This is a genomic window from Rhizobium sp. MHM7A (genome assembly GCF_005862215.1).
GTDB classification, from domain to species: domain Bacteria; phylum Pseudomonadota; class Alphaproteobacteria; order Rhizobiales; family Rhizobiaceae; genus Rhizobium; species Rhizobium bangladeshense.
In genome coordinates this window covers 1-25,178 of record NZ_VCHT01000015.1, presented here as the reverse complement: position 1 = coordinate 25,178, position 25,178 = coordinate 1, and the positions used below count along the sequence as shown (strand labels likewise).

The 25,178-nt window shown below is 61.9% G+C and carries 21 protein-coding genes and 1 riboswitch; of the genes, 4 read left to right on the top strand and 17 right to left on the bottom strand.

All coding sequences use genetic code 11. From position 1 onward, the window contains the following. Positions 1–113: 113 nt before the first annotated feature. From FFR93_RS32480 to epmA, 8 genes are all read right to left on the bottom strand, one after another. The gene (locus FFR93_RS32480; protein ID WP_138396240.1) at positions 114–1,292 is read right to left on the bottom strand and encodes a glycosyltransferase family 4 protein; all 1,179 of its coding nucleotides are present in this window, start codon (positions 1,290–1,292) and stop codon (positions 114–116) included. A 62-nt stretch (positions 1,293–1,354) separates the two neighbouring features. Beyond that, entirely contained in the window at positions 1,355–3,835 is a 2,481-nt protein-coding gene (locus FFR93_RS32475; RefSeq protein WP_138396239.1) for a glycoside hydrolase family 2 protein, read from the bottom strand. Positions 3,836–3,851: 16 nt separating this feature from the next. Further along, positions 3,852–4,832: a DUF1839 family protein gene (locus FFR93_RS32470; RefSeq protein WP_171049290.1), complete on the bottom strand. Its 981-nt coding sequence runs from the start codon at positions 4,830–4,832 to the stop codon at positions 3,852–3,854. Continuing rightward, a complete protein-coding gene (locus tag FFR93_RS32465) occupies positions 4,823–5,731 on the bottom strand; it encodes an amino acid--[acyl-carrier-protein] ligase (RefSeq protein ID WP_138396238.1) in 909 nt (302 codons plus the stop codon). The genes FFR93_RS32470 and FFR93_RS32465 overlap by 10 nt, the downstream gene beginning before the upstream one ends. Before the next feature lie 4 nt (positions 5,732–5,735). Then, the gene (locus tag FFR93_RS32460; RefSeq protein WP_138396237.1) at positions 5,736–6,917 is read right to left on the bottom strand and encodes an acyl-CoA dehydrogenase family protein; all 1,182 of its coding nucleotides are present in this window, start codon (positions 6,915–6,917) and stop codon (positions 5,736–5,738) included. Then, entirely contained in the window at positions 6,917–7,168 is a 252-nt protein-coding gene (locus FFR93_RS32455) for an acyl carrier protein (RefSeq protein WP_064708090.1), read from the bottom strand. Before FFR93_RS32455 ends, FFR93_RS32460 begins: the two co-directional genes overlap by 1 nt. 265 nt (positions 7,169–7,433) lie before the next feature. Further along, complete coding sequence (locus FFR93_RS32450; RefSeq protein WP_138396236.1) at positions 7,434–8,483, bottom strand: lysine-2,3-aminomutase-like protein; 1,050 nt, start codon at positions 8,481–8,483, stop codon at positions 7,434–7,436. Next, positions 8,480–9,541 (bottom strand): EF-P lysine aminoacylase EpmA, encoded by a 1,062-nt coding sequence (gene epmA, locus FFR93_RS32445; protein ID WP_138396235.1) that lies wholly within the window; start codon positions 9,539–9,541, stop codon positions 8,480–8,482. The genes FFR93_RS32450 and epmA overlap by 4 nt, the downstream gene beginning before the upstream one ends. A 146-nt stretch (positions 9,542–9,687) precedes the next feature. On the opposite strand from epmA, the gene efp reads away from it, so the two are divergent. After that, positions 9,688–10,257 (top strand): elongation factor P, encoded by a 570-nt coding sequence (gene efp / locus FFR93_RS32440; RefSeq protein WP_064708087.1) that lies wholly within the window; start codon positions 9,688–9,690, stop codon positions 10,255–10,257. Between the two features lie 58 nt (positions 10,258–10,315). On the opposite strand, the gene FFR93_RS32435 is transcribed toward efp, so the two are convergent. The 6 genes from FFR93_RS32435 to metA form a co-directional block, all read right to left on the bottom strand. Further along, complete coding sequence (locus tag FFR93_RS32435; RefSeq protein WP_064712497.1) at positions 10,316–11,044, bottom strand: SIS domain-containing protein; 729 nt, start codon at positions 11,042–11,044, stop codon at positions 10,316–10,318. Positions 11,045–11,061: 17 nt separating this feature from the next. Continuing rightward, positions 11,062–12,213, bottom strand: coding sequence for an N-acetylglucosamine-6-phosphate deacetylase (nagA, locus tag FFR93_RS32430; RefSeq protein ID WP_138396234.1), 1,152 nt, complete (start codon positions 12,211–12,213; stop codon positions 11,062–11,064). After that, a complete protein-coding gene (locus tag FFR93_RS32425) occupies positions 12,213–13,244 on the bottom strand; it encodes an SIS domain-containing protein (protein ID WP_138396233.1) in 1,032 nt (343 codons plus the stop codon). The genes nagA and FFR93_RS32425 overlap by 1 nt, the downstream gene beginning before the upstream one ends. Continuing rightward, on the bottom strand, positions 13,237–14,013 hold the full coding sequence (locus FFR93_RS32420) for a GntR family transcriptional regulator (protein WP_064708084.1): 777 nt from the start codon (positions 14,011–14,013) through the stop codon (positions 13,237–13,239). Before FFR93_RS32420 ends, FFR93_RS32425 begins: the two co-directional genes overlap by 8 nt. A gap of 140 nt (positions 14,014–14,153) precedes the next feature. Then, positions 14,154–15,176, bottom strand: a complete 1,023-nt coding sequence (locus tag FFR93_RS32415) for an aldose epimerase family protein (RefSeq protein ID WP_138396232.1) — start codon at positions 15,174–15,176, stop codon at positions 14,154–14,156. Positions 15,177–15,317: 141 nt separating this feature from the next. After that, positions 15,318–16,241 (bottom strand): homoserine O-succinyltransferase, encoded by a 924-nt coding sequence (gene metA / locus FFR93_RS32410; RefSeq protein ID WP_064708083.1) that lies wholly within the window; start codon positions 16,239–16,241, stop codon positions 15,318–15,320. Positions 16,242–16,290: 49 nt separating this feature from the next. Further along, positions 16,291–16,368: riboswitch (SAM riboswitch) on the bottom strand. 155 nt (positions 16,369–16,523) lie between these two features. On the opposite strand from metA, the gene FFR93_RS32405 reads away from it, so the two are divergent. Beyond that, positions 16,524–18,398, top strand: a complete 1,875-nt coding sequence (locus tag FFR93_RS32405; RefSeq protein WP_064708082.1) for an ABC transporter ATP-binding protein/permease — start codon at positions 16,524–16,526, stop codon at positions 18,396–18,398. A 24-nt stretch (positions 18,399–18,422) separates the two neighbouring features. Here FFR93_RS32405 and FFR93_RS32400 read toward each other — a convergent pair whose 3' ends face one another. The 3 genes from FFR93_RS32400 to FFR93_RS32390 form a co-directional block, all read right to left on the bottom strand. Beyond that, positions 18,423–20,243, bottom strand: a complete 1,821-nt coding sequence (locus tag FFR93_RS32400; RefSeq protein ID WP_138396231.1) for an ABC-F family ATP-binding cassette domain-containing protein — start codon at positions 20,241–20,243, stop codon at positions 18,423–18,425. 3 nt (positions 20,244–20,246) lie between these two features. Then, a complete protein-coding gene (locus FFR93_RS32395; protein ID WP_138396230.1) occupies positions 20,247–20,897 on the bottom strand; it encodes a thiamine diphosphokinase in 651 nt (216 codons plus the stop codon). Between the two features lie 66 nt (positions 20,898–20,963). Then, on the bottom strand, positions 20,964–21,491 hold the full coding sequence (locus tag FFR93_RS32390) for a MarR family transcriptional regulator (RefSeq protein WP_138396229.1): 528 nt from the start codon (positions 21,489–21,491) through the stop codon (positions 20,964–20,966). Between the two features lie 114 nt (positions 21,492–21,605). Here FFR93_RS32390 and FFR93_RS32385 point away from each other — a divergent pair, with 114 nt between their 5' ends. Together FFR93_RS32385 and FFR93_RS32380 are read left to right on the top strand one after the other, a co-directional pair. Further along, the gene (locus FFR93_RS32385) at positions 21,606–23,144 is read left to right on the top strand and encodes an MDR family MFS transporter (RefSeq protein ID WP_138396228.1); all 1,539 of its coding nucleotides are present in this window, start codon (positions 21,606–21,608) and stop codon (positions 23,142–23,144) included. Positions 23,145–23,532: 388 nt separating this feature from the next. After that, the gene (locus tag FFR93_RS32380) at positions 23,533–25,077 is read left to right on the top strand and encodes a M48 family metalloprotease (RefSeq protein ID WP_064708077.1); all 1,545 of its coding nucleotides are present in this window, start codon (positions 23,533–23,535) and stop codon (positions 25,075–25,077) included. Positions 25,078–25,178: the final 101 nt, after the last annotated feature.

The following is a 25,178-nucleotide window of genomic DNA, read 5'->3' as shown; positions in this document are numbered from 1 at the left end:
ACGCTTATCGTTATCGCAACCGCTGCGCATTTTTTTGCGCGATGTGCTCTAAGCCGCATACCCGCCATCTCTAATGCGAAAATGTTAAAATAAAGCGGAGTGAGGACGTCACCTTAGCTGGCCTGCATCGCCGCCAGCTTCTGGAGCGCCTTCTCATAGCTGTTCTCTGCGAGGTAGCGCAGCAGGAACTCCCGCGCCTTCGTGGCCTTCTCTCGTGCGCGCTCGGGCGCACGGAAGATATCGCCGAGATGCGCGGCCGCGATTTCAGGAGAGGGATTCGCCCAGACCGCGCTCGGCAACCCCGCAAATTCTGGATGGCAATCGACGACGGGAATGAGGGGAGAGGCGACCAGCCAGCTGTTCTCGGGATCGCAGAAATCTTCGGTCCCTGACCAGGCGGTGGAAACGACCGGGGTGCGATGCATGATCGCCTCGGCTACAGTCAGCCCGAAGCCTTCCGAGCGATGCAGCGAAAGATAAGCGTCGGAAGAGCGGATAAGGCCATTGATCTCGGCGTTCGAGAGCTTGTCCGTGACGATCTTGATGCGGGCGTTGCCGGCGACCGAAGCAATCAGTTCGCGCAAGCCCTCATCCCTGCCGATATCGCCGCTCGCCTTCATCAGCAAAAAGGCGCTCGGGCATTCGGCGCTGAACAATCTGAAGGCCTCGATCACCGCCTGCGGGTTCTTTCGGTTGATCGAAGAGCCGGCGCTGAAGATGAAGCTGACGAGAAAGGCATCTTTCTCGACGCCGAACTTCTCCCGCATGCCCTCCGTCGCCGGCTTCTCGGTTACGGGATGCGGAACCACGATGACGGGTGCCGCCGTCAGCGGCGCAATCGCCCGTCTGGTGAATTCCGAGGGTACGAAGACGGCATTCATGTAACGCAGCCCATTGCGCCATTCCGCAGGCACGACCTCGAGCTCCCAGGCGAAATAGCCGATGTTGAAAGTGCGGGTAAAATTCGCGAGCCCTTTCTTCGCGATGGCGCGCGGCAGCATCGGCGGATTGAGATGCCAGATCCGGCTTCCCGGCAGGTCGTTGGAAACATGCGGCGGCGCCCATCCGGCGAAGGATTTCTCATCCGGATGCGTGCTGACGTCGGATAGCAAAATCGCCCGCCCGGCCTCGGAAAGAGCGCCGGCGCAAAGCCTTGCCGATTCGCCGACGCCGACAGGCATCGAGAGATAGCCGATGATCTCCACCGGCTTGCGGGGATTGAAGGCGACACGCGACCGTGGGATAAGGCGCTGCAGGACGTGGGCGCGCAGAAAGCGGTATGTCTTTCTCAAATCACGATCTTTCGGTGGATTTGTATCATTCTTAGCAGGCAGCATAGTTTGCACGACATACTCTAGCCCGCGAACCCGACGCGTCGTGAACTGCCCAGATTTCTGATTTCGCCCGTCGGCGGAGCATCGCTCTCCGTGCCGGGTAGTGGATGGAGCCTCACGCGCCGCAATGCACCCGGAGCAAGGTGGAACCAGTCGTCGTCGGGCCTATAACCGCCCACGTCGATATGCACTGATTGCGCCAGCCGATCGCTCCTGAGATCGACGACCCAGTCGTCGCCGTCCTTGGCCAATGATGCCTCGATCGTGGCGTCATGCAGCGCCTTGCCTCGTCCGCAGGGGAAGTGGAAGCTTTCTGCGAGAACGACGCCGTCGGCGAGGGAGCGCAGCCGAGCGACGCTTGCGTCATGCGCCGGCGGACCGAAACGGAAGGCATAGGTCGTATCGAAGAAAGCGCCGAACAGCGCGGTGCAGGCAAAACGTTCCACGCTCCTTGCCGCCAGCTTGAGCCCCATGTTGCCGCTGACGACCTGTTGCCTTCCATTGCGCAGGCAGAGGACCTCGAGTTCCAGGTCGAGGGCGCTGTCCGTCTCGTTGATGACATGCACGTCGAGACCATTGGTTCCCTCATCAGTGAAGACCGCCTGGATCGGCCGGAAGGCGCGGCGCATCGCATACCAGACGGGTTTCGGCTCCCCTGTGGAATCGATGACGCCCCAGCCGGGGCCGGGCAGCAGATCCTGCAGCGTCCAGACCAGCGCGCCGTTGCAGCCGGAGCCTTTGCGCCTCCATTCGGCGAAGGATTCCTCGATCACCTCGCCGGTAACGGCGCGGGAAAGATCGAGATATCGTTCCAGATCTTCGCGCCGCAGCCGGGCCGGGTCGAAATCGTAGAGAAGCTCCAGATAGAAGTCGCGCACATCCTCGAAATCCCACGATGCGCTGCGGTCGCGGGGCACACGCGCCTTCCACAGCGGGCTGTGGACGGCGGGGACGTCGAGATGGCGCTGCAGCGTCCTTTGCTGCGGCACATGCGCAAAGGCAAGGCATTCCGAGGCAAAGCGCACATCGGCGCGGCGGGCGTCGGCAATCGGCCGCATATAGGCGCCGACGCCGTAATAATGCGCGACGCCTGAATTGGGCGAGAACGGCATCGCTCCGCCATGAGGCGAGTTTGGAACATAGGGCACGTCGGGACGCATGCGTGCGGCGATGGCCGGAATGATCTCGTCGGTGACCGGCCCGCTCCAGAATTCCATAGGCAGGCCGAGCATCGCCGCCTGCTGGTGGATCTCGCTGCCGCCGCAAAGCACCGCCAGGGAAGGTGACGCCTGGACGCCGTGCAGGAATTCCTCGACCTCGGCATGCACATGACCGAGAAACGCCTTGTCGTTGCGCGGATAGTCGAAATTGGCGAACATGAAATCCTGCCACACGAGCAGGCCGAGCTCGTCGCAGAGCGCAAAGAAATCAGGCGTCTCGTAAGCCATGGTGCCGGCGATGCGGATCATGTTCATGCCGGCTTGGGAGGCAAGTCCCAGGAACGGTTCATAATCCGCCCGCCCTCCCGGCAGCCGCGCAATATCGGCAGTCGTCCAAACTGCGCCGCGGCAGAAGATGCGCTCGCCGTTGACAATGAGCGAGAAGTCTTCGCCATCGGCAGAGCGGTCGACGTCGATGCGCCGGAAGCCGGTCCTGCCGAGCGAATATTCCGCGCCGTCAAAAACCAGCGTCATTTCATAAAGACGCGGTGTGCCGTGCGTATGCGGCCACCAGGGCTCGATATCGGACAGCTTGAGGATAGCCGAGTAATGATTTTCGCCAATCTTCTCGAAGGGCTGCTCCATGCCGGCGCAGCGCAGCAGCATTGCTGGATCTTCGGCATTGGTATGCAGGGAGACGCTCAGCCGGCCGACGCCGTTTTCCTCCAGGACCGCGCGGATGGAGACATTATCGATCGACACGGTATCGCGTTGCACCAGTGAGATCGGCCGCCACGGCCCGACGGCGTGAATATCGGGGCACCAGCCCGGCATATGGCCGAGCAGCGTCGTGCGGAAATTCTTCAAACCAACCGGCGTGATCATCTGCGGCCGCCAGCGCGCCCGCGGGCCGGGCTCGGACAGGCGTGGCCCGAGCGCTCGGAAGCAGAGCGCCAACTCGTCACCCCCCAGGAGTGTCACCGGGAGTTCGTGCGCCGTGAACATGCTTTCGGAAAAGAGGATTTCTTCGCCGTTGAGGAAGACATTGCAAACCGTGGCAAGCCCGCCGAAACGCAGAATTGCTTCGCCGGGTTCGGCATCAAAAAGCCGGCAGAGATACCAGGCGTCTTTCGTGTTCAGCGGCTCGGGATTTTCCCGGTCAAACAGCCCGGCCTTTTCAAGCGCTGCCGCAACGGTACCCGGGACGGGGGCAGGAATGAACTGCGCGGAAAGATGAATATCGTGCGGTACGGCGCAGGCGCCCGGCTCCGTCAGGACCAGATTCCAGCCTTCGGAAAGCACGCTTTCCCGGGCTCCGATGCTTGCCAAACGCCCCCGCATTGTCTGATCTCCGGCCTCAGATTCGCTCCGCAAGCGATGCCATCATGGAATCCCATGCATCGGCGGCCGGATCAAGTGCCGCCTGAAGCGGCTCGAACTTCCTGCGGGCGACAGCGCGGGCAAGTTGGAACTGCACGGATTTCGCCGCGTCGGAAATTCGCCGGGCATCCTCGGCGGCCGCCGCGAATTCGGTTGAGGACAGCCAGCTCAGATAATCAGCCGCCAGCTCGAAATTGGCGCCCACCTGACGGAGCGTGTTGAAGGCGTATTTGTGGAAGAATCCGAACGGCCGCTCCGCCACCGCTTCCACCTGCTGCGGGAAGACGCGGGCAAAGGCGCGGAGCGGGTTTTGGCGGGGGCGCCTGGCGAAGTGAAAACCTGCAAGGCGCCGCGCGGTCGCGCGAAGATGCGCTTCATCGGCGGGCTTTTCCGGAAAACGCGCAAATTCCGTATAGGGGAGGAACGGCGGGTCGCTCTCCGTCAGCTGCTGCTGGAACAGCCCGTCGAAATCCTCGCCTTCGAGGTGGAAATAGCCGGCATTGTGAAAATATTCGACGCGCTTTGCCGCAACGTCCAACCGGTTGACCGCAACCGTCGTCTTCCCGTGCTCCTGCCGATAGGCGGTGCCACGGGTATCCGGCATATAAAAGGAATCCATTTCGATCAGGCAAAGACGACCCCGCGCGATCTGCACTTCGACATGCCGTTCGACGCGGTCGTAGAGCGCAAGCTCGGTCGCGCGGATGCCGTAGAGCGCTTCGAGATCTTCGAGCGGAACTTTGAAGAAGGTGAATTGGTCGCCCTCGAAATCCTGCGCCAGGGTGAAACCCAGCATCGCCTCGGGGGCAGCGCCTGAAGTCGCCAGCACTTCGATCCAGAGATCGACATAACAGTTGGTTTCCGGCCATGCGCGCTCGCCGGAATGCAGCGCGTGCTGCCGGTAGGTTTCCGGACTTATCCCCGGGAAGACCGATGTCACCGATGTCATCAGCCCCACAGCGTTTTCCGTATGCTGGCCGGCCATTCCTTCACGTCGAGACCATGATGGTGGAAGAGGGCGAGCGCGATACGCTCCAAACCGAAGCCGACGCAGGCGGTGTGCGCAACGCTGCCGTCTTCGAGATTGAGGCCCCACTTCAGTCCGAAGGAGTCCTGATGGTAATTGAAGCTCATGCAGGCGGTCGGCTTGGCAACTGAGGTAATCGGAATCAGCAGTTCGAACTTCAGGTTCTGGTCACGCTGATTGTTGACCATCATCTTGCCGGCGCGGCCGAAGAACGGATCGTTGGCAACGTCGATGGTCACGTCGAGGCCGACCTGCTTCATCATTTCGAGGCCGCGGTCCATCCACTTCTGGCGGAAATCGGTGACGTGCTGCTCAGTTCCCATGCAGACATATTCGCGCATGCGGAAGAGCTGCTGGCGGGCCGGATCGTTCGACGGTTCGTGGCGGAAGCAATAGGACTGCAGATCGAACAGGCCGCCGGTCTTCGGCAGGTTGCCGCGCTTGGCGACTGTCGGATAAAGCGGGTAGCAGGCAGCCGGCGTCAGCACGATATCGGTCGCCTGCTGGCCCTTGGTCCAGTCGTCTCCGACCTCCATGCATTCAAGCAGGCTCATATGATCGAGCTCGCTGCCGCAGAAACTGTGCACGGTGCCGGCCAGCTGCGGGAAGCTCTTCATGTAGCCGCTCTTTTCGAAGAGCGCGCGGTTCATGCCGGGCGGAAAACGCATCGCCTCGGCGCCGTCGGCGCCGCCGAACGTATCGATCAGCCGTTCGAAGGCGGTGATGACATCTTCGAACTGGCCGCTGCGGCCATAGAGACCGTCAACGCCGGTGTCGATCAGCAGGCCGGATTCGAAGAGCCGGTCGAGAAAAGAGGTCTGCATATCCATGGCTTTACCCCAGTAGGCTAGTGTCCTGCTTGTGGACGAGAAGCATGCTCGACGTATTGCCGAGGATGCGGTCGTTCGAGATCATCAACTGTGCGGAATGCGCGTCGCGCAGATGCCGCCCGAGGCTGAAGGGCGTGCCATTTTTATAACCCATGATGCCGCAGATCAGCATGGCGTGGTTGACGATCTCCAGGATCGTCTCGGAAGAGGCGATCTTGACATTGTTCATCGCCACGGCAAAACCCATCGACGACAGCCGGTCGGGATTGGCTTTGGCGTCCTCGTAGGCCTTTAGGCCGGCAACGACGTTGGATTTCACCATCTGCAGCAGATTCGAAACCTCGGCGAGGCGTAGTGCTCCGGGCGGCTGGGCGTCAGGGGCCTTGCGGGCGGCGGCGCGCACGAAGGCCTGGGCGCGCGCTACGGCGTCGACCGCGATGCCGTACCAGACGCCACTCCAGAGCAGATGCGAGGAAGCGAGCATGGATTGCGCGGCGATCTCAGCGAAAGGCTTCGGCAGGATTTGCCGCGCCGGTGCTTCGCCTTTGAAGAGGAAGCCGTCCGAGCAGGTGCCGCGCATTCCGAGCGTATTCCAGACATGCGTTTTCTCGAGCGTGTACTGATCCTTGAGGAAAGCCGTCAGTACCTGGTCGGAAGAGGCGGCCTGCGCATGGGCACGCGAAGTGATGAGGATGGCGTCAGCATGCGACCCATAGGAAATGACCGTTGCATCCTTTTCGAGTCGGCAGATATCCCCGTCGACCTCGATGGCGCAAATGCTGTTGCGGAGGTTGCCTCCGATGCCGCCTTCGGTGGTGGCCGATGCGATCAGCAGCTGGTCGGCAGCGATGCCGCGCATGAAGCCGCAATGCCATTCGCTATCGGCGCCGTGTTCGACGAGGCTGGACAGCTTGATGTGGTGCATGGCGAAGACCATGGCGCTTGCCGCGCAGGCCTGGCTGAGCATCGAGCACAATTCGGCGATTTCAGTGATCGAGGCCGATTCCCCGCCGAGATGGCGCGGCACCTGAATGCCGAGCAGCCTTTCGGCCTTCATCGCATCCACGGCTTCCCGTGGGAAGCGGCCTTCGACGTCGACCGCATCCGCGTGTTTCGCCGCGACTTCAGCGACGCGGGCGACCCTTGCGACAAGCCCGTCTTCAATGATCTTGACGGGGAAATTCATCAGGCGACCTTCCGGCCGTCCCGTATGAGATCGACGGTTTTGGCGATGGCCGAAATACTTGCAAAGGATTTGCGGTTCAGCAGATTGTCGGGAAATTCGATGTCGAATGCCTCTTCAATGCCCAGCATCAGCTGCACCGAAGCAAAGGACGTCAGACCTGCCGCATAAAGATCGGCGTCGTCGGCGATCTGGTCGACCGACGTCGGAAGTTTGCCGAATTTGGCTACGAGGTCGCGGATTGTCTTATTCATCCCATCACTCCAAGATACTCATGATCCCGAACCGGCGTTCATCGCCTTGTCATGAGCGTTCTTTTAGTGCGGAAAACAGAACATTCCGCTAATTTGTTGGGTTAAATATGATTGTCACTCACAGTTAGAACTTTAGCGATCATCCCGATACAGGCTCGAATATTAATTTTATTTCAATGGGCTAATATCATTTGAGCAATTATGCGCGACACAGCTTCCGACGCGGCGAGTACAGAAATGACACGGAAAGTATGACTTCGCGTCATCAGGCCGGCGGATAGGAATGCTCGCCGCCGCGGTAATCCGAAACGGAATAACAGCCGTCGCCCGTGGCCTGAACAGTGCTTCCGCTGACGACGGCCTTGCCGTGACCGCCTGGGATATCGAGGATGTAGGTCGGCTGGCAGAGGCCGGAAATCCGCCCGCGCAGCGCCGCCACGATCCTCTGGCCCTCCTCGATCGTCAATCTGAAATGGCCAGTGCCGGGCGCAAGATCGGGATGATGGAGGTAATAGGGTTTGACGCGGATTTCGACGAAGGCCTTCATCAGTTCGGCCAGCACCTCGGGATCATCGTTGATGCCCTTGAGCAGCACCGTTTGGCTGACCATCGCGATGCCGGCATCGACGAGGCGCGCGCAGGCCGCGCGCGCTTCCGTCGTCAGTTCCCTGACATGGTTGGCATGCAGCGCCACATAGACGGTCTTGCCGCTCGCCTTCAGCGCGGCGATCAGCGCCGCATCGATCTTCTCGGGATCGACGACCGGAACGCGGGTGTGGAAGCGCACGATCTTCACATGCGCGATCGCGGCAAGCGCCTCCATGATGTCGCGGAGCCGGCGCGGCGAAAGCACCAGCGGATCGCCGCCGGTCAGGATGACCTCCCAGATCTCCGGGCGGCCGCCGATATAATCGAGAGCTGCCTGCATCGCCGCCGCATCGAGCGTGCCCAAACCCTGCGGCCCGACCATTTCGCGGCGGAAGCAGAAGCGGCAATAAACCGGGCAGACATGCACGGCCTTGAGCAACACGCGGTCGGGATAACGATGGACGATGCCTTCGACAGGGCTGTGGGCATGGTCGCCGATCGGATCGGCGCGTTCTTCGTGGGCGACGATAAGTTCGGCAGCGTCAGGCACGAACTGCCGCGCGATCGGATCATCAGGATCGGCGCTGTCAATCAGTCTGGTCATCGCGGGCGTCAAGGCAATGGCGTAACGAGCGGCTATTTCGTCAAGAATTGCGCGATCGCCAGCCGTGGCTAACCCCGCCTTTAGAAGATCGTCGACGCTCTTGACCGGTTTGAGGACGTTCATCGTCCATACTCCGCAACCGGCGCCCAGAGCACCTGATCGATGCGCGACGCTCCAGTGGCCAACATCACCAAGCGGTCAAAGCCAAGCGCAATGCCGCTTGCTTCGGGCATCAGCGAAAGTGCCGCCAGGAAGTCTTCGTCGATTGGGTAGCTCTCGCCGTAGACACGGGCCTTTTCCGCCATCTCGATCTCGAACCGGCGCCGCTGCTCGTCGGCATTGGTAAGCTCGCCGAATCCGTTGGCGAGCTCGACGCCGCAGGCATAGAGCTCGAAACGTTCGGCAACTCTGGGGTCGCGTCTCGAGGGACGCGCAAGTGCGGCCTCGGAAATCGGATATTCGTCGAGAATGGTGATGCGGTCGAAGCCGAGATGCGGCTCGATCTTTTCGACCAGCACCCGGCTGAAAAGATCGGCCCAGCCGTCATCATCGGCAACACGCATGCCGATACGCTTGAGCTCGATTGCCAGATGTTCGCGATCGGTTGATCCGTCGGCGGCGACGGAGGCGAGGAGATCAATGCCGGCATGGCGTTCGAACGCTTCGGCGACGCTGAGCCGCTCCGGCCCGGCAAAGGGATCGCACTGCCCGCCGCGATAGGTCAGCTTGTCGGCCTTTACCGTTTCGGCCGCCAGCGCCAGGATCCGCACGCAATCCATCATCAGGCTCTCGTAGCTTTCGCCGGCCCTATACCATTCGAGCATGGTGAACTCGGGATGATGCAGCGGCCCGCGCTCGCGATTGCGATAGACATGGGCAAAGCAGGAAATGCGCTGCTCGCCCGCCGCAAGCAGCTTCTTGCAGGCGAATTCCGGCGAAGTGTGCAGGTAAAACGGCGCCGTCTGGCCGTCCGTCGTTACCGCTTCTGTCGCGAAGGCATGCAGATGCGCTTCGTTGCCGGGTGAGATCTGCAGTACCGCGGTATCGACCTCGATGAAATTCTCGCGCGCGAAAAACCCCCGCAATGCCGCCTGGACCGCATTGCGCCCGATCAGGAACGGGCGGCGATCGGCATGCACGGACGGGGTCCACCAGGGAGACGCTTTGGCCGAAAAGTTCATTCCAAGCTTTCTTCGCCGGAGAAACCGGTATGGGGGTGGCTATTTCCCGGATTTTAGGTTAGTTGCGCCCCAAGAAAAACATCTGTGTCTTCGGGGCGTCTCGACAGTCCTCTACGACGCCGAAAGCCGAGTTACAAGGAAGTCTTATGGTCAAGGTCATCGCCTCTTCGGTCCGCAAGGGCAACGTTCTCGACGTGGACGGCAAGCTCTACGTCGTTCTCACCGCCCAGAACTTTCATCCGGGCAAGGGAACGCCGGTCACCCAGGTCGACATGCGCCGCATCGTCGATGGCGTGAAGGTTTCCGAACGCTGGCGCACCACTGAACAGGTCGAGCGCGCCTTCGTGGAAGACGTCAACTTCCAGTATCTCTATGAGGACGGCGAAGGCTTCCACTTCATGAATCCGGCAACCTACGACCAGGTGGTCGTCAGCCAGGAAACCATGGGTGACCAGAAGGCCTATCTCCAGGAAGGCATGACCTGCATCCTGTCGATCCACGAAGGTATCCCGCTGGCGCTCGAGCTGCCGCGCCACGTGACCCTCGAAATCACCGAGACCGAACCGGTCGTCAAAGGTCAGACGGCATCCTCTTCCTACAAGCCGGCTATGCTGTCCAACGGCATCCGCACCATGGTGCCGCCGCACATCGACGCCGGTACCCGTGTCGTCATCGCGACGGAAGACAACTCCTACGTCGAACGCGCCAAGGATTGATTTGTGATTTGACTGCATCACAAGGCCGGTTCCGACCGGCCTTTTATGTATCTGCTTGTCAGAGATGCGGGTTGCGCGACCGGTATTTCTTGACGAGCTTCTGGTTGATCTCGGCTGCGCCCGGCATATTGGCGCTGAGATAGACCGGCGCATCGCCGGATTTCGAAAGCTCCGAGGCGACTTCGGCAAAAATCGCGTTGATGACCGTCACCCCGACCGCCGTCGAGACAGGCCCAACCCGAAGCCCCGTGCCTTCGAGCTCGACAACGGCGTCTCCCGGCGGCAGTCCGTTGTCCAGCACCACATCGGCGACGTCGGCAAGGCGCCGGCGGCCATTGGCGATCGCTGAGGAATAGGCAATCGACGTGATGGCGATCACCTTTGCGCCAATTTCGCGCGCATAGTCGGCGGCTTCGATCGGGGCGGCGTTCACGCCCGAATTGGAGGCGATGATGATGACATCGCCCGGCTGCATGCCGTAACGCTCCAGCATCGGCCGCACCAAGCCCTGTGTGCGCTCATAGACCGAGCTGATCACCGCCCCCTCGTGCAGCATGGCCGACCCGACGAGCACCGGCACGGTGAAGGCGAGCCCGCCGGCGCGATAGTGCACTTCTTCCGCCAGCATATGCGAATGGCCGGTACCGAAGACATAGACGCGTTTGTCGCCGCGGGCAGCATCGAGGATGACCGCCGCTGCTCTGGCCATCGGCTCGGCAAGCGTCTGCTTCAGCTCTTCAAGCCGGCCGATCAGATTGGAGAAATAGGCGTCCGTGATGTCAGTCATCCCACGTCTCCTTGATCTCAGGCGGCCTCGCCGGCAAGCCAGGTGGATGTAACAGTGAGGGCATCGGTCAGATGGACAAGATCGGCGCGCGCGCCCGGCGAGAGATAGCCGCGGTCGGCAAGCCTCAGGAAACGCGCGGGATAAAGGGTCGCCATGCGCAAAGCTTCGGCGAGCGTCAGATCGAGATAAGTGACGCCGTAGCGGATTGCCGAAATCATGTCGATGTCGGAGCCCGCGAGCGTCCCGTCGGAAAGCACGAGCTTCGAACAGAATCCCCCCCTTTCGCGCCGGACGGTGCGTCCATTCAGCGTGAACGAGTCCTGCTGCGAGCCGACAAGCGACATGGCATCGGTGACGAAGAACAGCTTGCCTTCGCCGCGCTTGGCGCGCAGGGCCGTGCGCAGTGCCTTCGGATCGACGTGATGGCCGTCGGCAATGATGCCGCACCAGGTCGCGGGATGATCAATGGCTGCGCCGACGAGCCCGGGAGCACGGTGCCCCATCTGGCTCATGGCGTTGAAGAGGTGGGTGACGCCACGCGCTCCGGCATCGAAACGCTCCTCCGCCGCCTCGCTCGAACAATCGGAATGACCAAGACTGACGATGACGCCGGCTTCGGCAAGCTCGCGCACCTGGGCGACCGTCACTTGCTCGGCCGCAATCGTGACGAGCAGCGTGCCGATTGCCTCACGTGCCCGAATAAATGCCTTGACGTCGCCGTCCTCCACCGGCCGCATCAGCTCGGCCAGATGAGCACCCTTGCGGGCTGGCGCCAGATGCGGGCCTTCGAGATGCAGTCCGGCGACGCCGCGGTTTTCCTTGACAGCCTCCTTCGCCGCCTCAATGGCGGCATTGGTCGCCTCCGATGTATCGGTAATCAAGGTCGGCAACAGCGATGTCGTGCCATAGGGCCGGTGCCCGCCGGCGATAATAGCCATCGATGTCGCGGAAGGCTCGTCGTTCAGCATCCGGCCGCCGCCGCCATTGACCTGCGCATCGATGAAGCCGGCCGACAGGACGCCACCCTCAAGTTCAACCTTCTCGCCATCAGGCCGGTCATTTGCCGCGGCGATCCTTTCGACGCGGCCGTCGGCAACGATGAGCACCTTGTCGTCATGGAAGTGCTCGCCGTCAAAAATGCGAGCGCCGACGAAGATCTTGCGCCCCATCAGACCGTCTCCGTCACTTTGAGCAGATTCGCTGGCCGGTCGGGGTCGAAGCCCTTGCGGCGCGTCACCGACTCGATCAGCCGGTAATAGACGAGCAGCGACACCAGCGGATCGATCAGGCCGTTGCCCGTCGTCGGCACACGCAGATTGATGCCGGAGAGCGGCTGCGTGGAGAAACCGACCGTGGTGGCGCCGAGCTTCTGCAGGCGCTCCAGCGCCTGGCCGTTATTGGCGAAGGCCGCGTCGTCAGGGGAGAAGGCGACGATCGGAAAGCCCGGCTGCACCAGGCGCATCGGGCCATGCATCAGTTCCGCCAGCGAAAAGGCCTCGGCATGCAGGCCGGATGTTTCCTTGGCCTTCAATGCTGCTTCGAGCGCGATCGCAAAGGCCGGGCCGCGGCCGGCCGTGTAGAGCGAGGTCGCATTGAACAGCACCTCCTCGGCCGCCGCCGTGTCGATCCCGGCGGTCGCCGAAAGCGCCTCCGGCAGCTTGCCGAGTGCCGTCTGCAGGTCGGACGCGTTACCGATTGCCGCCGTCACGCCGGAAAGCGCGGCGACGGAGGCGATGAAGGACTTCGTTGCCGCAACACTTCTTTCCGCGCCGGCATTGAGACCGAGGACGATGTCTGCCTGTTTCGCAAGCGGGCTATCGGTAACGTTGACGATGGCGATCGTCGTTGCGCCGCCCTTTTTGGCCGCCTCCTGCAGGGCGACGATATCGGGACTTGCACCCGACTGCGAGACGGTGAAATGCACACCGCCCTTCAGGTTAAGGGCGGCGCCATAGACGGACGCAATCGACGGGCCGACCGATGCGACCGGCACACCGCAGGTGATCTCGAAGAGATATTTGAAGAAGGTGGCGGCATGGTCCGAGGAGCCGCGCGCCGCCGTCGTCACCACGCTCGGGCGGGAGGACGAAAACAGCCTGGTGATTTCGGCAAAGACCGGCTTTTCCTTTTCGAGAAGCATGGCCACCACCTCCGGCGACTGGCCGGCTTCCTGCAGCATCAGCGACTGGTTTTCACTCATGGTCATCTCCAATTCTCAATTCGGCGACGAAATCATAGGCATCGCCGCGATAGTGCGAGCGGGTGTATTCGACGACACGCTGGTCTTCCAGCCGCGAGACACGTTCGATCAGGAGCGCCGGCGCTCCTGTTTTGACGTTCAGCATTGCAGCGTAGGACGCATCCAGTGTGACGGCGGTCAGACGCTGCAGCGCGCGCACCGGCCGATGGCCGTTTGCCGCCAGCGCATCGTAAAGCGATCCCTCGCCGCCGGCGTTCTCCCCGAGAAATTTGACCGGCACCACGGCGCGCTCGATCGCCAGCGGCAGCCCGTCGGCGAGGCGCAGCCGGTCGAGCCTCAGCACCGGCTCGTCGCCGCCGAGTCCGAGCAGGAAGGATTCTTCCGGCGACGGCGTGTTGACCTCCTGCGACAATATTCGTGCGGCCGGCAGACGCCCGCGCGAGCGCATGTCGGCGGAGAAGGAGGAAAGCCGCCAGAGCGACTGTTCCATGCGCTCCACCTTGCCCGATACGAAGGTACCGCTTCCATGGCGCGATTCCAGCGCGCCCGCCGCCATCAGGTCGCGATAGGCGGTGCGTACGGTGACGCGGCCGAGCTTGAGAGCCTCCGCAAGGTCGCGCTCGCCCGGCAGCGCCGCGCCGGGCTTCAGCAATCCTTCCTGAATGAGACTGGTCAGCGCCTGAGCCAGCCGCTTGTAGAGCGGGCCGGCCAGAGCGTCGTCGCGCAGGCCGCGTCTGCTCAGTTCCGCTATCAGACTGGTTCTATTCATGGGTTGGCAATAGAACCTATATAGAACCAATGAGCAAGGGTAAATCGAAGGTGGAGATGAAAAAACCCTCCCCGGTTGGCCGGAGAGGGTTCACAACGATCTAATTTGAAAGCCGCGCGTCCGTGGGGCGCGCGCCTCTTTCAGCTCTTGGTGAAGATATAATCCGTCTCCTGGCGCAGCACCTCGCCCGGACGTAGGACCGCATTCGGGAAGCCCTCGTGGTTGATCGCATCCGGCCAGACCTGGGTCTCCAGGCAGAAGCCTGCGAACGGGCCGTATTTACGCCCGTCGAGGCCGGGAGCCCCTGTGTTGAGCTTAAAGCCGGCATAGAACTGCACGCCCGGCTCGGTGCTGCGCACTTCCAGCGACACGCCGGAATAGAGGCTGCGGGCGAGCGCGACGGTCCGCTTGGCGGTGCGTTCGCGGGACAGGCAGAAATTATGGTCGTACAACACCTGTTCGCTGCCGACGAAACGCTTCATCGGGGCCATCTCGCGGAAATCGAATTCGGTTCCGTCGACGGGCCGGATCTCGCCGGTCGGCACCTGCTTCTCGTCGGTCGGCAGATAGTGATCGGCGGCGATCATGATGTCGTGGCCCAGCGCATCCTCGCGGCCGTCGAGATTGAAATAAGCGTGCTGGCAGACATTGGCGAGCGTCGGCCGATCGCTGGTCGATTCGTAGGTGATCGACAGTTCCCCATTGCCATGCACCCGGAATGTCGCCTGGATGGTGCAATTGCCGGGATAGCCGGCGCGGCCGTCAGGATCGACGATCTTCATTATCAGGCGGTCGACTTCATGCTCGACGATCGTCCAGTTGCGCTTGGCGATATTGTCGCTGCCACCATGCAGATGCGTGACGCCGTTTTCGTTTTGCTCGAGCTGGTAGTCCTTGCCATCGAGCGTGAACCTGCCGCCGCCGACGCGGTTGGCGCAGCGGCCGGGTGTCGCGCCGAAATAGGCCGAATAGAGGGGGTAGCTGTCGAAATCCTCAAAGCCGAGCTGCAGCGGCGCGTCATGGCCCGCAAGGCGCAGATCCTGGATAACCGCACCCCAGGTGATGATTCTGGCCGTCAGCCCTCCGCCCTTAATCTCTGCGCGGTAGACGGTTTCACCCGCCTTCGTCTGCCCGAAAACTTCTCGCTCCAACTTCTCCGACATAATCGACATCCGTTCCGTTCTTTTCCTGGGGGTAGGTCGGGAACCTGCCTTCATTTGCTCCAAACCGCAACCGGTACGACCAGAAAGAAATGCGGCAGCGGCAATGCTGCGGGCCTTGATGTGAAATGCGGCCAGCGACGCTCAGAGATCCATACCAATCTCTTCGAGATCGTAGGGCGTCGTCTGATAGATCTCGTTGATCCAATTGCCGAACAGCAGATGCGCATGGCTGCGCCAGCGGTTCTGCGGCGCAAGCGATGGGTCATTATGCGGGAAGTAATTGTGCGGCATCTTGATCGGCACGCCGGCATCCACATCGCGGAAATACTCGTCGGAAAGCGAGGTGGAGTCATATTCGACGTGGTTGAACATGTAGAGCCGACGGCCCCTCTTTTCGTGCACGAGGCATACGCCCATCTCGCTGGACTCCATCAGGATTTCCAGGCTTTCGGATTTTTCGATATCTTCGCGGCGTACCTCGGTCCATCGGGACACCGGCACCTCGAAGTTGTCGGAAAAGCCGTTCAGATAGATGGAGGAAGGTTTGAGGTTCCGGTGGCGGTAGACCCCGAAGGCCTTTTCCTTCAGCTCGTATTTCGGAACGCCGTGGAAGTGATAGATCGCCGCCATAGCGCCCCAGCAGACGTTCATCGTCGAATGGACGTTGGTCTCCGTCCAATTGAAGATCTCCTGCATCTCTCCCCAATAGGTAACGTCCTCATAGGGCAGAAGCTCGATCGGCGCCCCGGTGATGATGAAACCGTCGAACTTGCGCTGCTTTACCTCTTCCCAGGTCTGGTAGAAGGCGAGCAGGTGATCTTCGGACGTGTTCTTCGCCTTGTGCCCGCCGATGCGGATGAGCGACAGCTCCACCTGCAGCGGCGAAGCGCCGACGAGGCGGGCCATCTGCAGTTCTGTCTTGATCTTGTTGGGCATCAGGTTGAGCAGGCCGATCTGCAACGGTCTTATATCCTGACGGATCGCCATCGTCTCGGTCATCACCCGCACACCTTCCTGAACCAGGGTTTCGAAGGCGGGCAGAGTATCGGGGATCTTGATGGGCATTGAGGTCACTCGATCAAAAATAAAAAACCGGCGGCGACAAAAAATCGCTACCGGTCCGCACGCGGCCCTTTAGCGACTTTTTTAACGTGGCTGCAAGCCGGCCGGCCAAATCACCACGGAGTGCCTTAATTAGTCCCAGTTGAGCCGCGAATCAACTGCCGAATGCATGCGAGAGCGGCCCGCGCAAGCATCATCACAGTTTAATGACTGATAGAATCTGTTGATAGACCGCTAACGCCACCATGTTAATAATGACAGCATGGGCGTTGTTGGAAAAGCATGATGGCAGATAAGATCGAGGGGAGGCCGAGCGCCAGGAGGCAAGACAGGGTTGGTTACGATTTCAGCCTGACATATCGCCTCGGAGTAATGTTCTCGGCATTCTGGAATTCTGAAGTGCGTGGCAAGGTGCTGTTTTTGGCCACCGTGCTGATCCTCGTCATCCTGGCGACGGCTTATGGCCAGGTCATCCTCAACGAGTGGAACGCCCCCTTCTACGATTCGCTCGAGCGCCGGGATCTCGGCGAATTCTTCCACCAGCTCGAAATCTTCGCGATGATCGCCGGCACGCTGCTGCTGCTCAACGTGCTGCAGGCCTGGCTGAACCAGATGACGGCGCTCTATATGCGTGAGGGCCTGTCGCGCGATCTCGTCGACCAGTGGCTGAAGCGTAAGCGGGCGCTGCGGCTCGCCTCCAGCGGCCTGATCGGCGTCAACCCGGACCAGCGCCTGCACGAGGATTCCCGCAATCTTGCTGAAAGCACCACTGGCCTGGTCCTCGGCCTCTTACAGTCGACCATTCTTCTGGTGAGTTTCATCGGCGTGCTTTGGGAGCTGTCGAGCGGCTTCGTCTTCCGCATCAGTGGCCACAGTTTCTCCATTCCTGGATATATGGTCTGGGCAGCGATTTTCTATGCCGCTTCCGCCTCGGTGCTGAGCCAGGTTGTCGGCCGCAAGCTGGTCAAGCTCAATGCCGACCGGTTCTCGAAAGAGGCCGAACTCCGTTTCACGCTGATGCATGCCAATGAGAACATGCCAGCCATCACCGTCGCGCGGGGCGAAGAGAACGAGCGCCGGCGCATCAACACCGATATCAGCTCGGTGCTGCGGGTCGTCAGGCGACTTGCCATGGCCAACACCAACCTCACCTGGGTTTCGGCCGGCTACGGCTGGCTGGTGATCGTCATCCCGATCATCGTTGCAGCCCCGGCATATTTCTCCGGCGGCCTCACCCTCGGCCAGCTGATGATGTCGGTCGGCGCCTTCAACCAGGTCAATACGGCGCTGCGCTGGTATGTCGCCAATTTCGGCCCGATCGCCGAATGGCGTGCCACGCTGATGCGCGTTACCGACTTCCGCCAGGCATTGCTCGATATGGACGAGGACTTCGATCTGAAGGGCAGCATTGCCTATGAGAACACCGCATCCGACACGCTGACGATGAAGGATGTAGTGATCAATGCCAAGATCGGCGAAGACATCGAGGAATGCGGCGGTTTTCGCCTGCGCGAAACCGATGTCGTGATCAAGGCCGGCGAGAAAATCATGATCAACGGCGATCATAGCGTCAACCGAAAGCTGCTGTTCCAGGCCATGGCCGGGCTCTGGCCGTGCGGCAGCGGCACGATGGGCTTGCCGCCGGTCGACGACATGCTGTTCGTTCCGCAGATCGCCTATGTTCCCGGCGGCACGCTGCGCGAGGCGCTGGCCTTCCCCGAAAGTCCCGATGCCTATGAGAAGGCCGCCGTCGAGGCGGCCCTCGAAAAGGCCGGCCTGCACTCTCTCGTCGCACGGCTGGATACCCGCGCCCGCTGGGACAAGCTGCTCGACGGCGACGAACAGAAGGCGATCGGTTTCGCCCGTCTGCTGCTGGTACGCCCGCGCTGGATCATCTTCGACGAAGTGCTTGAGGGCATGGAGCCGGAATGGCAGGAGACGATGTGCCGAGTGCTGGCTTCGATGCCCGAAACCGGCATGATCTATATCGGCCGCTCTGAAACCTATCTGGAGGCGCTGCAGCCGCGCGTGCTGCATCTGCAGGCGCTGCCTTCGAGGTCCGAGGAGCCGCAGCAGCAGGCCGCCAGGACCGGCGCCAGCGCCAGCGCCGGCGCTTCAGAGCGCCGCGTCATCCGGCTGGACCCTGCCCGCACCGATTGACGCGAGCGGCTGAGTGCGAAAATCTCAGCCTTCCAGCTCTTCCCGCAGCATTTCGAGCTCCAGCCACTCCTCTTCCATCTTGGTCAGGCTGGCGCGCAGCTTTTCCATCTCGCTTGCAAGCCGGTTGAAGGCAGCGGGGTCGCGCGTGAAGAGATTGGGATCGGCCATGACAAGTTCGCGCTTGGCGATCTCGGCTTCGGCTTTGGCGATCTCCTTCGGCAGATTGTCAAGCGCGAATTTCTGCTTGAAGGAGAGCTTACTCTTCGAGCCTCCGCCGGAAGCTGCTGTCTCCTGCGTCTTCGGCTTCTCCGCCGCCTTCTCGGCCTTCCTGCGCTCTTCGAGCGCGCCTTTGCGCTGTGCCAACATATCCGTGTAGCCGCCGGCATATTCGATCCATCGACCGTCGGGCGCATCCGGCACGGCGGGCGCGATCGTCGAGGTCACGGTGCGGTCGAGGAAGTCGCGATCGTGGCTGACGAGGATGACGGTGCCGGGAAAACCGGCGACAATTTCCTGCAAGAGATCGAGCGTCTCGATGTCGAGATCGTTGGTGGGTTCGTCGAGGATCAGGAGATTTGCCGGGCGGGAGAGGATGCGCGCCAGCATCAGCCGGGCGCGCTCGCCGCCTGAGAGGCTTTTGATGGGCGTACGCGCCTGTTCCGGCTGGAACAGGAATTCCTTCATGTAGCCGGTGACATGGCGCTGCTCGCCATTGACGAGCAGGTTTTCGCCGCGCCCGTCCGTCAGGTAGTTCGCGAGCGTATCCCCGGGGTCGAGGTCTTCTCGCTTCTGGTCGAGGGTGGCGATCTCCAGATTGGTGCCGAGCTTAATGGTGCCGCTGTCCGGCGAAAGCTGGCCGGTCAACATCTTCAGGAGTGTCGTCTTGCCGGCGCCGTTCGGCCCGACGAGACCGATGCAATCGCCGCGGTGCACGCGGATCGAGAACGGCGTGACGATTGCCCGGTCGCCGAAGCTCTTGGTGATCTTCTCGGCCTCGATCACCAGCTTGCCGGATTCCTGTGCGTCCGAAACGGTCGCCTGGACCGTGCCCTGCGGCCCTTTGTGGCCGCGATATTGCGAACGGATCGTCTGCAGCTCGCCAAGCCGGCGCATGTTGCGTTTGCGCCGTGCCGTGACGCCGTAGCGCAGCCAGTGTTCCTCGCGCTCAATTGCCTTGCCGAGCTTGTGCTGCTCCAGCTCCTCGGCCTCCAGCACCTGGTCGCGCCAGGCTTCGAAATGTGCAAAGCCCCTGTCGAGCCGGCGCGAGGTGCCGCGGTCGAGCCAGACGGTCGCGGTCGAAACCTTTTCGAGGAAACGACGGTCGTGCGAAATCAGCACCAGGGCGCTGCGTGTTTTCTGCAGCTCGCCTTCCAGCCATTCGATGGTCGGCAGGTCGAGATGGTTGGTCGGCTCGTCGAGCAGAAGAATGTCGGGCTCCGGCGCCAGCACGCGGGCAAGCGCGGCCCGGCGCGATTCGCCGCCGGAAAGGGTGTTCGGATCTTCCTCGCCGGTGAGGCCGAGATGCGACAGGAGATAGGCAACGCGATAGGGGTCGTCGCCCGGTCCCAGCCCAGCCTCGGCATAGGCCTGTACCGTGCTGAAACCGGCAAAATCCGGTGCCTGTTCGAGATAACGCACCGTCGAGGAGGGATGGCGGAAGACTTCGCCGGACTGCGCCTCGACCATACCGGCGGCGATCTTCAACAGCGTCGATTTTCCCGAGCCGTTGCGCCCGACGAGACAGATCTTGTCGCCGGGCTCGACCTGCAGGGAAGCACCCGCCAGCAACGGCGCGCCGCCAAAGCTCAGGAAGATGTCGTCGAGTTTCAGAATGGGAGGGGCCAAAAATCAGACTCCGGAAAGATCATAGGGTCGGGCAAGCACGATCGCCCGGCCGCTCTTGAGCGAAAAGCGAACCTTGCCTTCCGCGACGTTGGAAATTGTGCGTGACGAGCCGAAAGGCAGCTGGAAATCTGCGAGCTGATAACGCGCATTCTCGATGGAGAGCCCCTTCAGCTCGCTGAACCCGGAGACTGAGAACAGGCTGCCTTTGGGAAGGTCCAACTCGATCGTGCCGGCAAGCAGCGGCACGGCCTCTTCCTTGCCAGAGGTCAGCAGCACGTCGAAACCCTCTTCGGCAAGGCCAACGGCCGACAGCAGGTGCTGAAGCGCGTGGTCGGAGCGTTCGCCGGCGAGCGCGCCCGCCAGGATGAGCCGCCGCGCGCCCCGGGCGACCGCTTCCAATACGGCGATTTCGCCGTCTGTTGCCGCCTTCGCTGCGGGATAGGGCTGTTTCGGCACATCGAGAAAATCCCCTTCGAGCTCGGGGGGCGTGGAATCGAAATCGCCGACCCAGAGCTCAGGGATGACACCAAGCGCCATCGCATGCCGCATGCCGCCATCGGCCGCGATGAAGCGGCTGCCGCCGATGGCGCGACGCAGGCGCTCCGTCGGGCTGAGTTCGCCGCCGAGCAGAATGGTGAAGGTGGATTGGCTCATGGGCACTGCCCTTAGCGCAAACGGGGGGGCGAGGGGAAGAGGCACCGACAGATCGGCGCCGCCACCTCAGCCCGGCGTATCCTTGTCACGCGACAGGAATATCGCCTCGTAACCGGTGATGAAGCGCTCGAAGAGCGTCGCGAAGCGCTCGACATCCGCCGCTGGCCAGTCGGAGACGATCTCGGAGATGATGGCCATTTTCTGCGCGTGGATCTCGGCAAGCAGCGCCTGGCCGGCGTCGGTGATGACCACGACGATCCGCCGTGCATCCGCCTGGGAGGCCTCACGGCGCAACACGTTGCGTCCGACCATCTCGGCCACCACCCGGCTGGCGCGCGACGGGTCGATGCGCAGCATCTCGGCGATCATGCCGACGGTGACCTCGCCGACGGGCTCAGCCCGCCGCACGGCGTCGAGCACGTCGAGATGGGAAAGTTCAAGGCCCGGCGCGGCACTCTGGATCGCCAGCCTGCCGATAAGCCGCCGCCCGGTCATCAGACGCATGCGCGCCATGCTCCGGCCAATGCGAGGCAGGTTCTCGTCGCCCGGCTCGGCCCGGCGGTTGGACAGAATCTTCGTCAGGGTCTCGTTCATGACGGAATCATAACAGAGCGGGCGTCAAAATTGAATATGCCGAGGTCATTCATATGCCATTGACAAATACATGCTGATAGCACATAAAGCGGGTCGAACCGGAAATACGCCCTCATGGACATGCAACCCGCGTCTGCGCCGCTCGTGACGGATCCCCGTCGCCTGCTTATCCTCTTCTTCTTTCTGATGACCGCCATGTTCATGGCGACACTTGATAATCAGATCGTCTCCACGGCGCTGCCGACAATCGTTGGCGAGTTCGGCCATCTCGAACGTTTCGGCTGGATCGGCTCGGCCTACCTCCTGGCGCTCAGCGCCGTCATGCCGCTCTACGGCAAGCTCGGCGATCTTTTCGGCCGCAAGTATGTGATGATGACCGCGATCGCAATCTTCACCGCCGGCTCCGCGGTCTGTGGCCTCGCCGTCTCGATGAACACGCTGATCGCCGCGCGTGTGCTGCAGGGTCTCGGTGGTGGCGGGATCATGGTATCGATCTTTGCCGTCAACGCCGATCTGTTCGAGCCGCGTGAGCGGGCGCGCTATCAAAGCTACTCCAGCCTCGTGCTGATGGCTTCGGGCGCGATCGGCCCGGTGCTCGGAGGGACGATGAGCGACCTCTTCGGCTGGCGCTCGATCTTCCTCGTCAACGTGCCGATCGGTTTCATCGTACTGGCCGGCCTTGCTTTCATGCTGCCCTACCGCAAGCCGAATCGACGCCCGAAGATCGATTATGCCGGCGCGCTCCTGATCGCGCTCACGACGACGAGCATCGTGCTTGCCACAGACAGCAGCGAATTGTTCGGTTCGTTGATTTCACCACAGAGCATGGGGATCGTCGCCTTCGGCGTCGTCTGCGCCGTGAGCTGGGTGTTCGTCGAGCGTCGCGCGCCGGAGCCGATCGTTCCGCTGCAGCTCTTTCGCAACTCGACTTTCAGTCTGCTCCTGGTGATATCGGTCATGGGAGGTGCGATCGCCATCGGCATGGTCAACTATCTCGCTCTCTTCCTGCAGACGACGACCGGCCTTTCGCCATCGGCCGCCGGCCTTCTGTTCATCCTGCTGACCGGTGGTCTCGTCTGCGGCTCGCTGTCCGCCGGCCGTATCATCTCGATGACCGGCCGCTACAAACCCTTCGCTATCGCAAGCTTCACCTGCAGCGCTACTGCCTTCGCGCTGATGTCGCAGGTCCACGCGGGAACGCCGATCGCCTTCATCGGCGCGATCATGATGCTGCATGGCATCGGCATCGGTCTTGCGCAGCAGGTTCCCGTCATCGGCGTGCAGAATGCCGCACCGGCCCGCGACGTCGGCGCCGCGACCGGCTCGGTCACGCTCTCTCGCATGGGCGGCGCCTCGATCGCCATCTCAATCTACGGCGCCATCATCGCCACCGGCCTCGGCAAGGTCGGCGCTCCCATTCCCGGCGCTGCCGATATCGAAAAGCTCACGCCGAAAATGATGGCCGCCCTCCCCGAAGCCAGCCGCCGGGCTGTCGCTGATATCTATGCCGCCGCCTTCTCGCCTCTTTTCATGACTTCCTGCGCGATTGCCGTAATCGGCCTTGCCGCCGCCATGATGCTGAAACCCGTGCAGTTGCCCCGCGCCAGCGAAACGAAGCGACCGCAACAGGCCACGGCGGAAGCAGCGGAATAACCTGCCGGCGTGTAGGGGTCATATTCACCGGCACGCGTCCCTCGTGGCAGTCATAACTAGTAGTTGCAGTTTTCCCGCAGTGCTGCCGCTTTCCGTCCGGTTGTCTCAATCGTTCCGTTCTTTTTCCGCGCCGTCGACAAATCTGCGCGTCGTGACGGAACTTTCGCCATAATTTCATTCGAGCGAAGGGAGACCTTGATGTCCGAGGCTTGCCAAAATGCAACGACGCCACAATTAAACAGAGTTTCGCTATGCAACCGATGCGAAAATCAGCTACAGCAACGACTTGTATCGGCCTAGAGTGCAGCGCGAGATCAGGGGTGCGCACCTGTTGAGTTCCCCTTGCCAAGGCCGGTCCCAATCTGCGGTAAACCGGCAAAACAGCGACATGATGCGGAGAACCAGACTGGACAGCTTGACGACGTGGAAATCGCCCGCGCTTTCCAGTGATGCCATCTCCGCGACGCGTCGCTTCGCCCGTCGCCTCGTGCTGCTTTCAACCGTCGCGGTGGCGTTGAACGGGTGTCAGTCGCTGATCGAACAATCCTACCAGCCGAGCATCTCGCCTTCCTCCAATCCCCAGATCGTTGACGAGGTGCAGAAGAACGATCCCCGTGCGGCGATGGGCGCCCGGGAGCATCCGCGTATCGTGGCGAGTTACGGCGGCGAATATAAGGATGCCAAGACCGAGCGCCTCGTCGCCCGCATCGCCGGCGCGCTGACGGCGGTGTCGGAAAATCCGAGTCAGTCCTACCGGATCACCATCCTGAACTCGCCCGCGATCAACGCCTTCGCGCTGCCAGGCGGTTACCTCTACGTCACCCGTGGCCTACTCGCCCTTGCCAACGACGCCTCGGAAGTCGCCGCTGTGCTGTCGCACGAAATGGGCCACGTGACGGCGAATCACGGTATCGAGCGGCAGAAGCGCGAGGAAGCCGAAGTCATTGCCAGCCGCGTCGTCGCCGAGGTCCTCTCCAGCGATATAGCCGGCAAGCAGGCGCTTGCCCGGGGCAAGCTGCGGCTTGCCGCCTTCTCTCGTCAACAGGAGCTGCAGGCCGATGTCATCGGCGTGCGCATGCTCGGCGAAGCCGGATACGACCCCTATGCCGCCGCCCGCTTCCTCGATTCCATGGCGGCGTACAGCCGCTTCATGTCGGTAGACCCGGAAGCCGACCAGAGCCTCGACTTCCTCTCGAGCCATCCGAATTCCGCTCAGCGCATCGAGCTTGCCCGCACACATGCGCGCGCTTTCGGCCAGGAAGGGACCGTCGGCGACAAGGGCCGCGATTATTATCTCGACGGCATAGACGGCCTGCTCTACGGCGACAGCCCGGAAGAAGGATACGTGCGCGGTCAGACTTTCCTGCATGGCGGCCTCGGCATCCGCTTCGACGTGCCGGCGGACTTCAAGATCGACAACAAGGTCGAGGCCGTAATGGCCACCGGCCCCAACGACATCGCCGTCCGCTTCGATGGCGTCGCCGACAACCAGAACCAGAGCCTCACAAATTATATCTCCAGCGGCTGGGTGACCGGCCTCGATCCATCGACCATTCAGCAAATCACTGTCAATGGCATGGAAGCAGCCACCGCGCGCGCAAGTGCCGACCGCTGGGATTTCGATGTCACCGTCATTCGCAACAATGCGCAGATCTTCCGGTTTCTGACCGCCGTGCCGAAAGGCAGCGGCGCCCTCGAACCGACGGCCAATGTTTTGCGCGCCAGTTTCCGACGCATGACCCCGGCGGAAGCCGCCTCGCTGAAGCCGCTGCGCATTCGCGTCGTTGCCGTCCGGCCCGGCGAGAACATATCGACCCTCGCTGCCCGGATGATGGGCACAGACCGAAAGCTGGATCTCTTCAAGCTCATCAATGCCTTGCCGACGGGTGCGGCGGTTTCCCCTGGCGATCGCGTCAAAATCATCGCTGAATAAAAAAAGCCCGGCTTGCGCCGGGCCCAGACTGCTGACAAACCCGTCGATTTTTTCGGCGGGTTTTGCTTTTTTGGCGATTGGATTCTTTGCCGGTCGTGTTG

Coding starts and splice junctions, on each gene's coding strand:
- epmA (WP_138396235.1), bottom strand. CDS start 9,541: ATGAACTTTTCGGCCAAAGCGTCTCCCTGGTGGACCCCGTCCGTGCAT.
- FFR93_RS32435 (WP_064712497.1), bottom strand. CDS start 11,044: ATGACTGACATCACGGACGCCTATTTCTCCAATCTGATCGGCCGGCTT.
- FFR93_RS32420 (WP_064708084.1), bottom strand. CDS start 14,013: ATGAATAGAACCAGTCTGATAGCGGAACTGAGCAGACGCGGCCTGCGC.
- FFR93_RS32385 (WP_138396228.1), top strand. CDS start 21,606: ATGGACATGCAACCCGCGTCTGCGCCGCTCGTGACGGATCCCCGTCGC.
- FFR93_RS32455 (WP_064708090.1), bottom strand. CDS start 7,168: ATGAATAAGACAATCCGCGACCTCGTAGCCAAATTCGGCAAACTTCCG.
- FFR93_RS32415 (WP_138396232.1), bottom strand. CDS start 15,176: ATGTCGGAGAAGTTGGAGCGAGAAGTTTTCGGGCAGACGAAGGCGGGT.
- FFR93_RS32450 (WP_138396236.1), bottom strand. CDS start 8,483: ATGAACGTCCTCAAACCGGTCAAGAGCGTCGACGATCTTCTAAAGGCG.
- FFR93_RS32390 (WP_138396229.1), bottom strand. CDS start 21,491: ATGAACGAGACCCTGACGAAGATTCTGTCCAACCGCCGGGCCGAGCCG.
- efp (WP_064708087.1), top strand. CDS start 9,688: ATGGTCAAGGTCATCGCCTCTTCGGTCCGCAAGGGCAACGTTCTCGAC.
- FFR93_RS32460 (WP_138396237.1), bottom strand. CDS start 6,917: ATGAATTTCCCCGTCAAGATCATTGAAGACGGGCTTGTCGCAAGGGTC.
- nagA (WP_138396234.1), bottom strand. CDS start 12,213: ATGGGGCGCAAGATCTTCGTCGGCGCTCGCATTTTTGACGGCGAGCAC.
- FFR93_RS32405 (WP_064708082.1), top strand. CDS start 16,524: ATGGCAGATAAGATCGAGGGGAGGCCGAGCGCCAGGAGGCAAGACAGG.
- metA (WP_064708083.1), bottom strand. CDS start 16,241: ATGCCCATCAAGATCCCCGATACTCTGCCCGCCTTCGAAACCCTGGTT.
- FFR93_RS32425 (WP_138396233.1), bottom strand. CDS start 13,244: ATGAGTGAAAACCAGTCGCTGATGCTGCAGGAAGCCGGCCAGTCGCCG.
- FFR93_RS32465 (WP_138396238.1), bottom strand. CDS start 5,731: ATGGATATGCAGACCTCTTTTCTCGACCGGCTCTTCGAATCCGGCCTG.
- FFR93_RS32475 (WP_138396239.1), bottom strand. CDS start 3,835: ATGCGGGGGCGTTTGGCAAGCATCGGAGCCCGGGAAAGCGTGCTTTCC.
- FFR93_RS32395 (WP_138396230.1), bottom strand. CDS start 20,897: ATGAGCCAATCCACCTTCACCATTCTGCTCGGCGGCGAACTCAGCCCG.
- FFR93_RS32380 (WP_064708077.1), top strand. CDS start 23,533: ATGATGCGGAGAACCAGACTGGACAGCTTGACGACGTGGAAATCGCCC.